This is a genomic window from Fimbriimonadaceae bacterium (genome assembly GCA_019638795.1).
Classification (GTDB): Bacteria; Armatimonadota; Fimbriimonadia; order Fimbriimonadales; family Fimbriimonadaceae; genus JAHBTB01.
On sequence record JAHBTB010000008.1, the window covers coordinates 26,412 to 41,068 of the forward strand.

The 14,657-nt window shown below is 64.4% G+C and carries 16 protein-coding genes; 9 read left to right on the forward strand and 7 right to left on the reverse strand.

The genetic code is table 11. The features are described 5' to 3' along the window. Positions 1-149: 149 nt before the first annotated feature. Complete coding sequence (gene trpE / locus KF857_10160) at positions 150-1,616, reverse strand: anthranilate synthase component I (GenBank protein MBX3112359.1); 1,467 nt, start codon at positions 1,614-1,616, stop codon at positions 150-152. A gap of 40 nt (positions 1,617-1,656) precedes the next feature. Here trpE and KF857_10165 point away from each other — a divergent pair, with 40 nt between their 5' ends. The 4 genes from KF857_10165 (at position 1,657) to KF857_10180 (ending at position 5,355) form a co-directional block, all read left to right on the forward strand. Then, entirely contained in the window at positions 1,657-2,310 is a 654-nt protein-coding gene (locus KF857_10165) for a YggS family pyridoxal phosphate-dependent enzyme (GenBank protein MBX3112360.1), read from the forward strand. Positions 2,311-2,337: 27 nt separating this feature from the next. Further along, on the forward strand, positions 2,338-2,751 hold the full coding sequence (locus tag KF857_10170; protein ID MBX3112361.1) for a cell division protein SepF: 414 nt from the start codon (positions 2,338-2,340) through the stop codon (positions 2,749-2,751). A gap of 136 nt (positions 2,752-2,887) precedes the next feature. Further along, a complete protein-coding gene (locus KF857_10175; protein ID MBX3112362.1) occupies positions 2,888-4,336 on the forward strand; it encodes a leucyl aminopeptidase family protein in 1,449 nt (482 codons plus the stop codon). After that, positions 4,336-5,355, forward strand: coding sequence for a Gfo/Idh/MocA family oxidoreductase (locus KF857_10180; GenBank protein MBX3112363.1), 1,020 nt, complete (start codon positions 4,336-4,338; stop codon positions 5,353-5,355). Before KF857_10175 ends, KF857_10180 begins: the two co-directional genes overlap by 1 nt. Before the next feature lie 323 nt (positions 5,356-5,678). On the opposite strand, the gene KF857_10185 is transcribed toward KF857_10180, so the two are convergent. From KF857_10185 to KF857_10195, 3 genes are read right to left on the reverse strand one after another with little or no spacing between them, the layout of a single operon-like run. Then, positions 5,679-6,515 carry an alpha/beta hydrolase gene (locus KF857_10185; protein ID MBX3112364.1) on the reverse strand — a complete coding sequence of 279 codons (837 nt, stop codon included), beginning with the start codon at positions 6,513-6,515 and terminating at the stop codon, positions 5,679-5,681. A gap of 32 nt (positions 6,516-6,547) precedes the next feature. Continuing rightward, entirely contained in the window at positions 6,548-6,952 is a 405-nt protein-coding gene (locus tag KF857_10190; protein ID MBX3112365.1) for a helix-turn-helix transcriptional regulator, read from the reverse strand. Then, positions 6,949-7,920 (reverse strand): J domain-containing protein, encoded by a 972-nt coding sequence (locus KF857_10195; protein MBX3112366.1) that lies wholly within the window; start codon positions 7,918-7,920, stop codon positions 6,949-6,951. Before KF857_10195 ends, KF857_10190 begins: the two co-directional genes overlap by 4 nt. A 126-nt stretch (positions 7,921-8,046) precedes the next feature. On the opposite strand from KF857_10195, the gene KF857_10200 reads away from it, so the two are divergent. After that, positions 8,047-8,901, forward strand: coding sequence for an HDOD domain-containing protein (locus tag KF857_10200; GenBank protein MBX3112367.1), 855 nt, complete (start codon positions 8,047-8,049; stop codon positions 8,899-8,901). A 38-nt stretch (positions 8,902-8,939) separates the two neighbouring features. On the opposite strand, the gene KF857_10205 is transcribed toward KF857_10200, so the two are convergent. Then, positions 8,940-11,006: an elongation factor G gene (locus tag KF857_10205; GenBank protein MBX3112368.1), complete on the reverse strand. Its 2,067-nt coding sequence runs from the start codon at positions 11,004-11,006 to the stop codon at positions 8,940-8,942. 108 nt (positions 11,007-11,114) lie between these two features. On the opposite strand from KF857_10205, the gene KF857_10210 reads away from it, so the two are divergent. Together KF857_10210 and KF857_10215 are read left to right on the forward strand one after the other, a co-directional pair. Further along, positions 11,115-11,981: a GGDEF domain-containing protein gene (locus KF857_10210; protein MBX3112369.1), complete on the forward strand. Its 867-nt coding sequence runs from the start codon at positions 11,115-11,117 to the stop codon at positions 11,979-11,981. A gap of 122 nt (positions 11,982-12,103) precedes the next feature. Next, on the forward strand, positions 12,104-12,514 hold the full coding sequence (locus KF857_10215) for a hypothetical protein (GenBank protein ID MBX3112370.1): 411 nt from the start codon (positions 12,104-12,106) through the stop codon (positions 12,512-12,514). A gap of 4 nt (positions 12,515-12,518) precedes the next feature. Here KF857_10215 and KF857_10220 read toward each other — a convergent pair whose 3' ends face one another. Together KF857_10220 and lepB are read right to left on the reverse strand one after the other, a co-directional pair. Then, complete coding sequence (locus tag KF857_10220) at positions 12,519-12,980, reverse strand: NUDIX hydrolase (protein ID MBX3112371.1); 462 nt, start codon at positions 12,978-12,980, stop codon at positions 12,519-12,521. Then, positions 12,977-13,426, reverse strand: a complete 450-nt coding sequence (gene lepB, locus KF857_10225; protein ID MBX3112372.1) for a signal peptidase I — start codon at positions 13,424-13,426, stop codon at positions 12,977-12,979. The genes KF857_10220 and lepB overlap by 4 nt, the downstream gene beginning before the upstream one ends. A gap of 106 nt (positions 13,427-13,532) precedes the next feature. On the opposite strand from lepB, the gene KF857_10230 reads away from it, so the two are divergent. Continuing rightward, on the forward strand, positions 13,533-14,054 hold the full coding sequence (locus KF857_10230) for a DUF4446 family protein (GenBank protein ID MBX3112373.1): 522 nt from the start codon (positions 13,533-13,535) through the stop codon (positions 14,052-14,054). Next, entirely contained in the window at positions 14,051-14,644 is a 594-nt protein-coding gene (locus KF857_10235; protein ID MBX3112374.1) for a sigma-70 family RNA polymerase sigma factor, read from the forward strand. The genes KF857_10230 and KF857_10235 overlap by 4 nt, the downstream gene beginning before the upstream one ends. Positions 14,645-14,657: the final 13 nt, after the last annotated feature.

Here is a 14,657-nt window from a genome sequence, read left to right on the forward strand (position 1 = left end):
CAAGCCACTTAGGCGATTGTCGTGGCATGGCCGCTCGATAATATGTCTCATCCTACCATGGCGACGATGCGTTTTTGAACAGGTTTGCCGGACACAGTTCCACTTCCTTATTGATTCTCTCTATTCAATGGATAGCATGAAGTTGAACCCTAGAGGCCAGCCTGGGCCGACTCGATGGCACGCAGGCATGCTTTGGCCTTGTTGTGGCATTCCCGCCATTCGTAGTCGGGCTTGGAGTCCCAGACGATCCCCGCCCCCGCCTGGACATAGGCAGTCCCGTCCTTGACCAGCACCGTCCTGAGCGCGATGGCCGTGTCTAGGTCACCGTTCTGGCTGAAGTAGCCGACGGCCCCCCCGTAGAGTCCGCGGCGGGTCCGCTCCAGCTCTTCGATAATCTGCATGGCCCGCACCTTAGGTGCGCCGGTCACGGTGCCTGCAGGGAACGCCGAGCGTAACAAATCCACGGCGTCAAGCCCGTCACGCAAACGACCGTGGACTTGGCTGACAATGTGCATGACGTGGCTATACCGTTCGACGACCATCATGTCGTCGACGACGACCGTACCAAAGTCGCAGACCCTGCCGAGATCGTTACGGCCAAGGTCGATGAGCATGACGTGTTCCGCCCGTTCCTTCTCGTCGGACAGGAGTTCTTCGGCCAGCTTGTTGTCTTCCTCTTGGCTGGCACCGCGCCACCGTGTCCCCGCGATCGGTCGGACCCGGGCGGTCCGGCCTTCCAGACCGACGAGGAGTTCGGGCGAGGCGCCGACGATGTCGAAGTCCCCCATGCGGAACGTGAACATGTAGGGGGAAGGGTTGAGCGACCGCAAGGCCCGGTACAGGGTCAGGGGGTGGGCGTCAAGTTGGGTCTTGAACCGGACGCTCGGCAACATCTGCAGGCCGTCACCGGCCCCGATGTAAGCGATGATCCGCGTGACGTTGGCCTCGAACTCTTCTTGGGTGACATTGGCTTCGACGGTGTGCACGGGGAACTGCCCGCTCGGCAGCTTGGGCAACGGGCCGAGGAGGCGGCTACGAAGTCGCTCCACTTCGGCCACGGCACGGTCATAGCCGTCTGGAGTGCCGTCGGCCAGGGCGATGATCCGATAGAGGTTTTTGGCGTGGTCGAAGGCGACCACCGTGTCGGTGACGAGCATCGCCACGTCGGGCACGTGGAGGTCGTCTTCGGTGGAGCGGTCGAGCTTCTCGATGGTGCGGACGTAGTCGTACGCCACCATGCCGACGGCTCCGCCCAAGAACTTGGGTAGCCCGGCGGTGAGCTCGTCGGCGACCCGGGGCAGGAGGTCGCGGAGCAGGGCCAGGGGGTCTTGGACGTCGTCACGGTTGACGGCGACATGGCCGTCGGCGGTGACGACCGTCGCATGGCCGTCTTTGGCGCGCAGCACCGAACGCGGTCTCGCGCCCATGAAGGAGTAGCGGGCGATCTGTTCGCCACCGGTGACGCTTTCCAGGAAGAAGGAGTACTTCTCGTCGTGCGAAATCTTCCAGTAGGCGCCGAGGGGCGTGGTCGTGTCCGCCAGGACGTCCAGCGTGACTGGGACGGGGCCGCCGAGTCCGGCCCATTTCGCGTATTCGTCACGCGACGGTGAGACCATAGGCGGCAGTTTAGCCGTTGGCGACATGCACAATCCGGGCATGGACGGATTGGCGGGCCGCCTCAAGGCCGTCAAGGACAGGATCGCGCGGGCATGCGACGTGTGCGGCCGCGACCCGGCGTCCGTCACCCTTGTCGCGGTCAGCAAGACAGTGGGCGTCGAGGCGGTCCTCGCCGCCTACGATTTGGGGGTCCGTGACTTTGGCGAGAGCAGGTGGCAGGAAGCGCAGACAAAGGTCCACGTCGTGCCGACGGACGCCAGGTGGCACTTCATTGGGCGTCTGCAATCAAACAAGACCCAGGCTGTCGCGGGGTCCTTTGATGTGCTCCATACGCTCGAAAACGATCGCCAGCTGGAACAATTGGACCACGCAAGCCGCGTTGTGGACGGATTGGTCCAGGTCAATCTGGGACGAGAACCACAAAAGTCCGGTGTTTTTTCGGAAGACCTTGACGATATGGTCCGTCGTGTGTCAAAACATCGTCAGGTTCGCTTCCGTGGGTTGATGACTATCGGCCCGGCGGAGGCAAGTCCGGAAGAGACGAGGCGCTTGTTTCGCGACTTGGCTGAGATGAACCACCGGTTGGGTGGCGAGTGGCTGAGTATGGGAATGAGCCACGATCTGGAGTCGGCGGTCCAAGAGGGATCGACCCACGTGAGGATCGGCACGGCGCTCTTCGGGGGCAGGGCCTGAGTCTAAGGAAGGACGACGCGACGCATCATGGAAGAGACGATCGAGAAACCGGGGATTTTCACCCGCTTGGCCAACTGGATGGGCCGTCACCACGACGACGAGCTGACCGACGAGGCCGAACCCACCACCCCCAACGGTAACTCACCGTTCCGCGTGCACACGATGCACCGTTATGTGGTCACGGTGCGGAGGCAGATCGAACAGTTCCAAGACGCCGTCGCCGCGGCCGACGGTCTGAAGAGGGGCGAGCAACAAGTGCTCAACCTTTCAAAAGCTTCGCCGGAGTTACGCGAGAAGATCAAGGATTTTATGTGTGGTGTCAACTACACTGCTGAGGGCACCTGGGAGGAACTGGGTGAACACGTTTTCCTTCTCGCCCCCGCGAGCGCCTTTGTCGAGGTCGCTCCGTCTTCGCCACGGTCTGACGCCGCCCGGAATTGATCCGGACATAGCAATTATCTCCATACAGGAATAGGACAAGCGAAGACAACGAGGGAACACCATTGGCCCCGCAGACGGCAGTCGCGGGGCCCTTTTTGTTGGCGGACCCTCGGCTTGGATAAGGTCAAAATGTGGTGTGCCAACGACGTTCACCCACGGCCGGGCAGGCCGACCCGACGCCATCGTCATCCTCCAGTTCGCCGATTCCCGTCCTTCCATCGGCTTTGAGCCCGAAGTCGTCGAAGCCCTGCGACGCCTCGAATGGGACGGTGACCCAGGCCAGGTCGTCGAGGCCTTTCCCGCCAACGGGCCGCGGGTGTTCGTCTTGGGGCTCGGGAAGTCCGCTGCGTTCACGCTCAAGTCCGCCCATAAGGCGTTCGCCGCCCTTGGACGGCGGCTCGCCAAGGCCAAGCTAGAGGCTGTCCACATCGAATCTGACGCCGTCGAGTCGGCCGATATGGCGGGCCGCGTGTGCGGCGAGGCGCTGGGCCTGCTCAGCTGGACCCCCGCCGAGCACAAGGGGACGGGCACACCGGCGGACCCCGCCGTCGAAACCAAGGTCTGCGGCCTGCAGGAGGCCTTTGACCGTGCGCTCACGACTGGGTTCGCCCTGGCGGCCTCAGCCAACTACGCCCGCAGCCTGGCTAACACCCCGCCCAATGTGGCCACGCCACTCTGGATGGCTGAGCAGGCGACAAAACTGGCCGGCCAATTCGGCTTGGACGTTAAGGTCGTCGCCGGTGACGCGTTGGCCAAGGAGGGGCTTGTCGGCCTGGAGACGGTCGGCCGAGCCAGCGTCAACCCACCCTGCCTGGTGCAAGTCACCTACACTCCGCAAGGCGGCAGTGGGGCGCCCGTCGTCCTCCTTGGCAAGACGATCACCTTCGACACCGGGGGCCTCTCCATCAAAGACCGGATGGGCATGCGGGGAATGAAGGGCGACAAGGCGGGCGGTTGCGCCGTGCTGGGGGCGATGCACGCCGTGGCGACCGTCGTCAAACCGTCGTTTCCTGTCGTCGGGCTTCTTGTTTGCGCCGAGAACTCGGTCGGGTCCGACGCGGTCAGGCCCGACGATGTCGTGACCTACCGTGACGGGACCACCGTCGAGGTCACCAACACGGACGCCGAGGGCCGGCTCGTCCTGGCCGACGGCCTCTGCTGGGCGCAAGACCTCTTGGCTCCGGCATGTGTCGTCGACATCGCCACGCTGACCGGCGGCGTCGTGGTTGCCTTGGGAAATGTCCGCGGCGGAGTCTTTGCCAACGACGACGCTTTGGCCCGACAGTTGGAGGACGCCGGCGAAGCGACCGGAGAACGGTTGTGGAGGTTGCCTCTTGACCCCGAGTACAAGGACCAAATGAAGTCGGAGGTGGCCGACCTCGTCAACTCAAACCTCGGCAAGGGTGCCCACGCTCCTTGCGCGGCGGCGTTCCTCGGCGCGTTTGTCAAGCCCGAGACCCGCTGGGGCCACATCGACATGGCGGGCATGGGCAAGGTCGACAAGCCGACCGGCGCGATCGCCCCCGGCCCGACCGGCTACGGCGCGAGGCTTCTCGCCCAGTTTGTCAAGGAGTGGAAAGCGTGATGAAGCGGGCCGTCATCGTCGGGGCGGGGAGCATGGGCCGCACGTGGGGCCACAACCTCAACCGGTGCCCGGACGTCCAAGTCGTGGGCTGGGTCGACCTGGACGTCGCCCGCGCCGGAGACGCGGCCAAGGAAGTCGGGTTTGAGCACCTCAACATCGGCGGCGACCTGGGCAAAGTCCTTGCCGAAACCAGACCAGACTTCGTCGTCGACGTGACCGTCCCGGAAGCGCACCGAGACGTCACTGTCCAAGCTTTGGAGGCAGGATGCCCGGTACTCGGTGAAAAGCCGATGGCCCTGACGATGGCCCACGCCAAAGACATGGTCGCCGCGAGCGAGAAGACCGGCCTTCTCTACATGGTCAGCCAAAGCCGTCGGTACAACCCGGACATGGTCACCTACCGTGAGCTTGTCCGGCAGGTCGGCCCGCTCGGTGTCTTGAACGTTGACTTCTATCTGGGCCCCCACTTTGGCGGCTTCCGCGACGAGATGGGCAGCCCTCTTGTCGCCGACATGGCGATCCATACCTTCGACCAGGCCCGGTTCCTGTCGGGGTCGGACGCCGTCAGCGTGTACGCGGAGGAGTACAACCCGGCGTGGAGTTGGATGAAGGGCGACGCCAACGCGACTTGTCTCTTTGAGATGGAGGGTGGTCTGCGGTTCACTTACCGGGGCAGTTGGGTGGCGGAAGGTTGCAACACCAGCTGGGAAGGCGATTGGCGCGCCGTCGGCGCGAAGGGGTCGGCGACTTGGGACGGTGCCCAGGGATTCGCGGGAGAGGTGGCCGAGGGCGACGAGGGGTTCATGCGGCCCCAGCGAAAGCTCTCTCCTTCGTCCCAGCCGGCCGGGTTCAAGCAAGCGATCGAAGGGTCGCTGGCCGAGTTCTTGGCCGCACTGGACGGTGGCCCCACGCCGCAGGGGGAATGCCACGACAACATCCAAAGCGTGGCGATGGTCTGCGCGGCGATCGAGTCGGCCCGTCGGCGGGAACGGGTCATGGTCGGCGAGATGCTTGCTTGACCCGGTAGTTCAACCAGACTTGCCAGTCATTGCCCGGACATGGCACGAGTTTTGTCGGTTGGTGTGTCGCATGGACCGCATCGACCGCACGCAGATGGAATGGGCCGCGACGCAAGGCCCGGATGCACCTCGCCGGGTGACGCCGGTGTCAAGGACGTCTGCTGCGATCCTGCGGGCCCGCGACAAGTTTCGCAACTCCTACCCCAACCCAACCCCAACACCAACCCATCGCCAAAGGCTCCTCGCCCCCAAGCGATTGGACATTCTCGCCTAAGCGATCGGCCACCCGACCCCGGGTGGCCATTTTTATGTCGGGACAACCCCTAGGGCGAAGTCAAGTGCCGTTTGAGAAAGGCCACGCCGTCCTTCACCGCCTGGACGCAGGAGGGGTTCTTTAAGTCGATCGTGTGTCCGAGTTTAGGCACCAGAAACGTCACGCACTCGACTCCGACCTTGCTGTACGCCTCGGTCAAACGGTCGGCCTGGCGGACCGGCACAAGGGGGTCGACCATGCCGTGGAGCGTGAAGACGGGGGCCGACGTCGCGCTGACGTAGGTGATCGGACTGAACTCCTTGGCCTCTTCGACCGCCTCGGAGAATGCCTTGCCGATCACCTGCTTGGACAGCATGTCGGCGATGGCCTTGTTGAAATCCTGACTGACGTCGACGGGCCCGAAGATGTTGAAGACGGCCTGGACACGGCTCGACTGGTCGGCGTTCTCGGCCCCTTTCTCCAGCGTGTCGCGCATGCCGAGGAGCAAGCTCAGGTGCCCGCCGGCGCTGGCCCCAGCCGCACCGGCCTTCTCCGTCGACAGGTTGTATTTGGCGGCGTTGGCCCGCAGGAAGCGGACGGCCGCCTGGCAGTCCTCGAAATGGGCGGGCCATCGGAACGCAGGAGACAAGCGGTAGGTGAGGGTGGCGGCGGCCAAGCCTTCGTTGGCCATCATCTCACACAGGGGGGCCATCTCCTCGCGCTTGCCGCCCGTCCATCCGCCGCCGTGGACCACCAGCACGACAGGGACCTTGGCGTCCCCGGCGGGGCGGTAGAGGTCGAGGGCGAGCTCGACGCCGGCGACCTTCCGGTATACGATGTTCTTGGTGACGGTCGGGGCCCGGGCCGAGGTGAGAGCCAGCGCCGCGACAAGACTGACCAGTGCCATGCCCCGATGATACTTGGGACGGGCCGCCGACGTCAGATGTCCGGCTTGCGGACGGCCCTCACCTTGGGAACAGGGAAGAGGGTGTGGTCGGGACGGACAGGGGCGTTGCTGCTCGCCATATGGGCCTGCATCCTGACCTCCACGTCGCGGACAAACTCCTGGAACTGGTCCTCAAACTCGGTGCGCATGGCGTCCATGTCGTCGAGAAGACGGAGGATGATCTCGACTCCGGCCAGGTTGACGCCAAGTTCTTGGGTCAGGCGCTGGATCCGGCGCACCCGGTCGATGTCGTCCATGCTGTAGAGCCGGTTCTTGGCCCCGACCCGGGCCGGGATGACAAGGCCGAGGCGCTCGTACTGGCGCAATGTCTGGGGGTGGACACCACACAATTCGGCAGCGACGCCGATCATGTACACCGGACGGCGTTTCTCGCTCATCGTCCCGCCACCTTGGTGCGGATCTGCTCCAACAGTTTTCGTTCCGCCGGGTCGAGTCGCTTGGGCACGGTCACCTTGGCCCGGGCCATAAGGTCGCCGCGGCCCGCGCCGCCCATTTTGGCCAGTCCCCTGCCTTTCAGTCGGAACAGTTGGCCTGCTTGGGTGCCTTCGGGAACCCGGATCGTGCCCGAACCGGTCAAGGTCGGCACCCTCACCTCACCGCCAAGCGCGGCGGTCACGTAGTCCACTTCAACATCGACTTCCAGGTCGTCGTCACGGCGGCGGAACCGAGGGTGGGCGAGGACGCGGACAGCCACATAAAGGTCGCCGCTCTTGCCGTTGCTACCCGTCACACCCCGCCCGGACAGGCGCAGCTTTTTGCCGTCGGCGATCCCGGCGGGCACCTTGACCTCGACTCTCCGGTCGTTACGCACCGTGCCCGAACCCCGGCACGTGGGGCAGTCGCCCGGTTGGCCGTTCGTCAGCTTGACGGTGCCGGACCCCCGGCACTGGCCGCAGGCGTCCCTGGTCTCGTAATGCAGTTTGCGCGTCGTGCCCGTGTCCACCTCTTCCAGGGTCACGTCGAGATGAGTCTCGACGTCCGACGGGGCAACTTGGCGCGGTCGATGGCTGGAAAACGGCGTCTCGACGCCCATGCCGCCGAAGAACTGCTCGAAGATCGACTCGAACCCGTCGCCGGCCCGGTATTGGGTGCCTCCCCCCGGGCCGCCGCCCCCGAAGCCGCCGTGCTCCCAGTTGGCGCCGAACATGTCGTACTTTTTGCGCTTTTCGGGGTCGCTCAAGACTTCGTACGCCTCGCCGACTTCCTTGAACTTGGCCTCGGCAGCCGGGTCGTTGGGATTCAAGTCGGGGTGGTACTTGCGGGCCAAGCGTCGGTAGGCCGACTTGATCTCCTTGTCGTCGGCCCCCTTCTTCAGTCCAAGTGTGGCGTAGTAGTCCTGCGGCATCGCGTCGTGAGGCTCAAGTCTATGAGTCTCCTGCTATCAAGTGACGTCAATGATCCGAAGAAGGTTGCTTGACCCGACCGTGAGGCCCTATCGGGTGACGGCCCTTGAACCGAGAATCCCGATGAGATGGACTTGGCGAGCCTGGAGATTCGGATGACTCGGGGTGAAAACCTGCCGATGTTGCCCCAGGCGGTCAGCGCGACCTTACGGCTTGTCGACGACCCGAACAGCTCGCAACGCGACCTTGAGAAGGCGCTGGAGACTGACGTCGCCATCACCGCCAAGATCATCCGCGCGGCAAACTCGGCGTACTACGGCGGAAACGACGTCAGCAGCGTGGGCCGAGCGATCAGCTTCCTTGGTATGACGGCAGTCCGCTCCATCGTCGTCGGCATCGCCATGCAGCAGATGATGTCGGGCAAATCACAAGTCCGCAACTTCGACAAGCTGGCCTTTTGGCGGCATTCCCTTGCGACGGCGGTCGGCGGGCGGATTCTCGGAAAGCTGAGGATGCCGGCCAAGTCAGAGGAGTTGTACTGCGCGGGGATGATCCACGACATCGGCCTGATCGTCTTTGAACGGTATCTGCCGTCCGATTTGGACGAGTGTCTCGCGCGGTCGAAGACGACGGGAGTGCCCTTGCACCTGACCGAGATGGAGGTCCTTGGATACAACCACGCCGAGGTCGGTGGCCTGCTCGCCAAGAAGTGGCAGATGACCGAGGCGATCCAGAACGCGGTCCGCTGGCACCACGAGCCGTCGTCGGACACGAAGAACTACAAGACGTCCATCCTCGTCGCCGCGGCCAACGCCTTGGCCCACGAGTGCGGGTTCGCCAACAGCCAACGCGAGAACTGCCAGGAGCTTGACTACGAGATGGCCAGCGGCATCGACATGCCGATGGAACAGGTGGACGTGATACGCCAAGTGATGATGACTGAGGTCGGCAAGGCTCAGGAAAGCTTCCAGATCGCCGCCTGATGGTGGGCCCTGGGCGGTGAAGCCCAGGGCCACAGGCTTCAGTCTTCTTCTGCCGCCCGGCTGGCCTGGTACGCCTTGACCAAAGCGTCGGCCTCGTGGGCGGGAAGTTCCTCGTAGTGGGAGAACGTCGCCCCAAACCTGCCCCGTCCCTTGGTGATCGACCTGAGGTCGAGGGCATAGCGCAACATCGTCGCCTGCGGGACGGTCGCGTTGACCCTTGTCTTGCCGCTGGTCGTCTGTTCCAGCCCCGACATCTGTCCCCGACGCGTGTTCAAGTCGCCGACCACGTCGCCGACCGCTTCCTCGGGGACCTCGACCCAGAGCTTGACGATCGGCTCAAGGATGACGGGGTTCGCCTGCGCGGCCGCAGCCTTGAACCCGATGGCCGCCGCGGTCTTGAACGCCTGTTCCGAGGAGTCGACGTCATGATAGGAGCCGTCGTAGACGGTGGCCTTGACATCGACGACCGGATATCCGGCGAGAAAGCCCTTCGCCATCGTCTCCACGACGCCCTTTTCGACGGCGGGGATGAAGTTCTTCGGGATCGCCCCGCCGACGACCTTGTTCTCGAAGGTGAACCCTTCGCCCCGCGCAAGGGGTCCGACCTCGAGCCAGCAGTCACCGAACTGGCCCTTGCCGCCGGTCTGACGCTTGAAGCGCCCCTGGGCCTTGGCCGACTTGCGGACGGTCTCGCGGTAGGGCACCCGGGCGTCTTCGGTGGTCACGTTCACTCCGAAGCGGGCCTTGAGCTTCTCGATCGCGGTCTCGATGTGGATGTCACCCATGCCCTCTAGCACCTCTTGGTGGACCTCGGCGTCGCGGGTGTAGTGGAGGGTCGGGTCTTCCTCAAGGAGCTTTTCGAGTGCAGCGCCCAGTTTGTCCTCGTCCGATTTCGCGACCGGCTTGATCGCCACGCGGTAGATCGGCGCAGGGAACTCCACTGGATCGAGTTGAAGCTTGTCCTTGGCGGTGGAAAGGGTGTCCCCGGTGTGGGTGTCGGCCAGTTTGGCGACGGCGCAGATGTCACCGGCACCCACCACGGTGGCCGGTTCCTGTTGTTTGCCGTGCGGCCAAAACAGGTTGTGGAGCCTCTCGTCGCGTCCCCGGGTCGTGTTGAGGACGTGGTCGTCGGCCTTGAGCGTGCCGCTGAAGACCCGGACATAGTTAATCTTGCCGACGTAGGGGTCGGCAGTGGACTTGAAGACGAAGCCGGCAAGAGGCCCGTTCGGATCCTCAGGCATCTTCTTGCCGCCCACGGTGAACGGGTGGTACACCGGCGAAGGCATCTCGCCGACGATCCGGTCGAGGAGGGTGGCGACACCGATCCCGCTGGCGGCGGAACCCAGGAGGACCGGGACGACCTTGCCGTTCTTGGTGCCTTCCAACAGCCCATGCTCGATCTCGGCCTCGGTCAGTTCTTGGCCGTCGAGGTACTTCATCGCGAGCTCGTCGTCGCCCTCGGCGGCGGCGTCCATCATCTTCTCGCGCCGCTCTGCCGCCTCTTCGGCATACCCGGCGGGGACTTCCTCGATCTCGACGCCGCGGTCCTTACCCTTGTAGACCTTCATGTTGACGAGGTCCAGCACACCGCTGAAGGCGGCCTGGTGCCCGATCGGAATCTGGACAAGGACGATGCGTCGGCCGTACCGCTTGTCCAGGCTTTCGATCAGCCCCTCGTAGTCAGCGTTGTCGCGCTCCAGTTTGTTGACGAACACGCACCGGGCAAGTCCTTCCTGCTCGGCCACGTCCCAGGCGAGGTCGAACCCCACGTCGAGGTCGTGCTTGGCCTCGCAGACGATGACCATGGCGTCGACGACTCGGGCGATCGCGTGGAGGTCGCCGATGAAGTCCGGGTAACCGGGGACGTCGATCAGGTTGATCTTGTGGCCGTGCCACTCGACCGCCATCACGCTGGCGCTCACGCTGATCTTGCGGCGGACTTCCAGCGGGTCGAAGTCGCTTTGGGTGTTCCCGGCTTCCACCGTGCCGACGCGCTCGACGGCGCCGGCGGTGTAAAGGAGGTGCTCGACAAGCATGGTCTTGCCTGAGCCACCGTGACCGACGATAGCGACGTTGCGGATCTGGTCAGGGGTGTACTGTTTCACGAGAGCCTTCTTGGGTTCTTCCCGGGCCGGTGCGGCCCGTAGACTTTCAGCATATCCGAACCGCAAACCATTCGGCGTGGTGCCCGTCGATATACAATGAGGCAGAACATGTCAAGAGCCGCGAAAAAGAGTTGGTGGGACGACCAGACCCTGTGGGGTTGCTTTGCCGCTGTGGCAGGGCTCGCCGTCGTCTACGGCATCGAGCGAGGGATCGACCGGTTCATCGGGCGAGACTCGGGACTCGACTATCTGTACCTCCTGCCCGTGTGGGTCGCGGTCAGCATCGGGGGGCGCAAGGCGGGTTGGTTTGCCGCCGCGGTGTGCGCCGTCACAGTGGCCGGTCTGCACGACCGGGGCCCCTTCGCCGAGCCCCGCCACCTTGCCGCCGTCGCGGTGAACCTGATCGCCCTGACTCTGGTGGCGTCGTTGTTCGACACCTTCGGCCGCACTTTGGCGCGGGCGCGGACGGCGGCGGTGACTGACCCCTTGACGGGCATCGCCAACCGCCGGAGCGGCTTTGCCGTCGGCCGGGCGATGGTCCGGTCGGCGAACGTCTCGGGAGGGCGGGTCGCCGTCGTGACGATGGACTGTGACAATTTCAAGCGGATCAACGACGAACGCGGCCACAGTGCCGGTGACGAAGCCCTGAAGGCGGTCGCCAAGGCGCTGGCCCAGTCCGTGCGGGCCTCCGACAAGGTCTTCCGCCTCGGCGGCGACGAGTTCGTGATGGTTTTGGCCGACGCGGGCCAACTTGAGGCAGAGGTGTGCCTGGGCCGGGTGCGGTCCAAGTTGGAGAAGTCTTCCGCGACCCTGGGCTATGAGGTCATGGTCTCCTCGGGGTCGGCGGTCGCCTCCCGCGACGGCGCGACGTTTGACGAACTCCTCGACAAGGCCGACGCGAGGCTCTACCGTCAGCGGCGGCTGACCCGCGATTTCCCCCTGGGGACCGAGGGCGAGGCGGCGGCTTCGTCATAAAGCCGATAGCGATTTCCCATAAAATGGTTGGGCAGAGTCTGACCTGTGAGCATAATAGGTCGGGAGCGGTGGGGACCGGCCCGCGCGGGCGTCCGTGAGCGGACTGCCCGTGAAGTACATACATGTCTAAGCGACTCTACGTTGGCAATCTGCCTTATTCAACAAACGAAGCCGAATTGATGGACGCCTTCAAGGCGTTCCAGCCGATCTCGGCGATGATCATCGAGGGTAGGGGCTTCGGCTTTGTCGAAGTGCCGGACGAACAAATGGACGCCGCGATCGAGGCGATGCACGAAAGCCCGGTCGGAGGACGCCGGATCGTTGTGAACGAGGCAAAGCCACGGACAGAACGTCCGCCACGCGAGGGAGGAGGCGGCTTTAGCCGTGGACCCCGAGAGGGCGGTGGCGGCGGCTACGGCGGTGACCGGGGCGGCGGTGGTGGGTTCCGCGACCGCGGCGGCGACCGTGGCGGTGACCGCGGAGGCTGGCGCGACGACCGTCGCGGCGGCGGAAAGGGCGGCGGACGCTGGTGACCGCCTAAGGTCGGGCCAAGCCGGCCATGTGACCGAAGAGCGCCTCGTAGAAGGGGCCCCATCGGTAGTAGACGGCAGGTAGCCCGCCGATCTCGACGGCCCTCCGGCCTTGGGAGTCAGTCCCGGTCGGGGGGCCCTCTTCGTTTGCCTTGGTGGTGACGAACGCCTCAGCCCAACTGTCGATGCCACCTGCCCTTGTCCGAAACGACCCCACCGGCCTCAGGGCCAGCGGACGGTAGCCGGTCTCTTCGACGGTCTCACGTTCGGCGGCGTCCAAGGGGGTCTCGCCGGCTTCGACCCGGCCGCTGGGCACGCACCAGCCCCGTCCCCGGATGTCGGCAAGGAGGAACCCCTCGGCGAGGAGCACGAAGACGACGACAAACTGTACCGGGGCGTCCGGAGGAGGAGGTCCGGGAAAGTATTCGAGGGAAACCCCGTCGCGCACGTCAGCGGGAAATGGGCTCACTGCACGGCGGCGGCGGGGAAGCCGAACCTGACGACGACGACCTTGCCCAACACGTCCTTGGTGTCGACGGGGCCAAAGAGACGGCTGTCGTCGCTGACGGGGCGGTTGTCGCCGAGGATGTAGAGGTGGCCGGCGGGCACGACATAAGCCCCCTTGCTGAAATCATACGACTCGGGGACGTTGAAGAAATCGACGGTCTGGCCGGGCAAGGCATAGACCCGCTTGATGATCGTGTCGCCCCCCTCGATGTTCTTGACCACCACGATGTCGTTCTTCTTGATGTCGCCGACAAGCCAGTAGGCCTTGCTGATCAGGAGGCGCTGGCCGTTGTGGAAGGTCGGCTCCATGGAGTCGCCCTTGACCTCGATCGTGTTGAAGTTCCAGTAGAAAAAGACGACGAAACCGAGCACGAACAGGAGGAAGACACCGAACCCGGTGAAGACCACTTTGCGTGTCCTGCTTTTGCCGCCTCCGCCCATCGTCGTCCAACCACCCAGCCGGCCAGGATGGTTATACTTGGGATTGTCGGTCGAGTGGGCCGCATTTTTACCTATGCCTCGTCTCTTCGATGTGCTCGGGCCCGTCGGCGTCGGCCTCCTTTCTGTCCTGTTCCTGCTGGTCCTCGTGCTTGCCGTCTGGGTCGCCGTGCTGTCGCGCCGCATGCGTCAACTCCGGCAGGGTTGGTCGGGGCTGTTGGAGGGGGCGGACGGCGCGAACGTCGAGAAGCTCCTCCGTGACCATCATCACCGCGCCGACACCACCGACAAACGGTTGGCGACCCTCGAGGGGCGGATGGACACGTCGGAGGCCAAGATGAAGACGGCCAAGCGGTACGTCGGGCTCGTGCGCTTTGACGCGTTCAACGACGTCGGAGGGCAACAAAGCTTCTCTCTGGCCGTCTATGACGAAGACGGCAACGGCGCGGTGCTCACGAGTCAGATCGGCAGGGAACAGGGCAGGGTCTTTGGCAAGCAGCTCTTCGGAGGAAAGTCCGAGGTTAGCCTGTCGGCCGAGGAACAGCAGGCCATCGAGGCGGCCGCGTCGGCAAAGAGCCGGCCCCGGATCGGGACATGACGCAAGCCGCCGAGGACCAGGTCCTCGTCACCCAGGCGCAAAAGGGTGACCGTACCGCCTTCGACGCGCTGGTGCGGCGGTACGAGGCCCGCGCCTACCAGTTCGCGTTCCGCTTGACCCACGACCAAGACCAGGCCAGCGACATCGTCGCCGACGCCTTTGTCCGGGTCTACTCCGCCATTAACAACTTCCGCGGCCAGAGCGCCTTCGGCACCTGGCTCTACCGCATCGTCACCAACTGCTATCTCGACGCCCGGAAGAAGGAGAAGAACAAGCAGACGGTGAGTTTGGATATGTCGATCGGGGACGAGGGGGCCGAGACCGAGCGTCAGATCGTCGACGAGTCCGACGGCCCGTCCGAGATCGTCGAGCGGAACGCCAAAGAGGAGGCCGTCCAGACCGCCCTGGCCGTCCTTCCCGAACACCAGCAGGCCATGCTCGTGATGTATCACGTGCAAATGCTGTCGTACGAGGAGATCGCCGAAGCCCTTGACTTGCCGATCGGGACAGTCAAGAGCCGCCTGAACCGGGCGAGGCTGGCATTGCGCGAGGCCCTCAAGGACCAGACGGAACTTTTTTCCACCGCATGAAGTCACATGACGA

Excerpts from the sequence above, each read along its gene's own strand:
- trpE (MBX3112359.1), bottom strand. The coding sequence starts at position 1,616 with ATGGTCTCACCGTCGCGTGACGAATACGCGAAATGGGCCGGACTCGGC.
- KF857_10165 (MBX3112360.1), top strand. The coding sequence starts at position 1,657 with ATGGACGGATTGGCGGGCCGCCTCAAGGCCGTCAAGGACAGGATCGCG.
- KF857_10170 (MBX3112361.1), top strand. The coding sequence starts at position 2,338 with ATGGAAGAGACGATCGAGAAACCGGGGATTTTCACCCGCTTGGCCAAC.
- KF857_10180 (MBX3112363.1), top strand. The coding sequence starts at position 4,336 with ATGAAGCGGGCCGTCATCGTCGGGGCGGGGAGCATGGGCCGCACGTGG.
- KF857_10185 (MBX3112364.1), bottom strand. The coding sequence starts at position 6,515 with ATGGCACTGGTCAGTCTTGTCGCGGCGCTGGCTCTCACCTCGGCCCGG.
- KF857_10190 (MBX3112365.1), bottom strand. The coding sequence starts at position 6,952 with ATGAGCGAGAAACGCCGTCCGGTGTACATGATCGGCGTCGCTGCCGAA.
- KF857_10195 (MBX3112366.1), bottom strand. The coding sequence starts at position 7,920 with ATGCCGCAGGACTACTACGCCACACTTGGACTGAAGAAGGGGGCCGAC.
- KF857_10200 (MBX3112367.1), top strand. The coding sequence starts at position 8,047 with ATGGACTTGGCGAGCCTGGAGATTCGGATGACTCGGGGTGAAAACCTG.
- KF857_10210 (MBX3112369.1), top strand. The coding sequence starts at position 11,115 with ATGTCAAGAGCCGCGAAAAAGAGTTGGTGGGACGACCAGACCCTGTGG.
- KF857_10215 (MBX3112370.1), top strand. The coding sequence starts at position 12,104 with ATGTCTAAGCGACTCTACGTTGGCAATCTGCCTTATTCAACAAACGAA.
- KF857_10230 (MBX3112373.1), top strand. The coding sequence starts at position 13,533 with ATGCCTCGTCTCTTCGATGTGCTCGGGCCCGTCGGCGTCGGCCTCCTT.
- KF857_10235 (MBX3112374.1), top strand. The coding sequence starts at position 14,051 with ATGACGCAAGCCGCCGAGGACCAGGTCCTCGTCACCCAGGCGCAAAAG.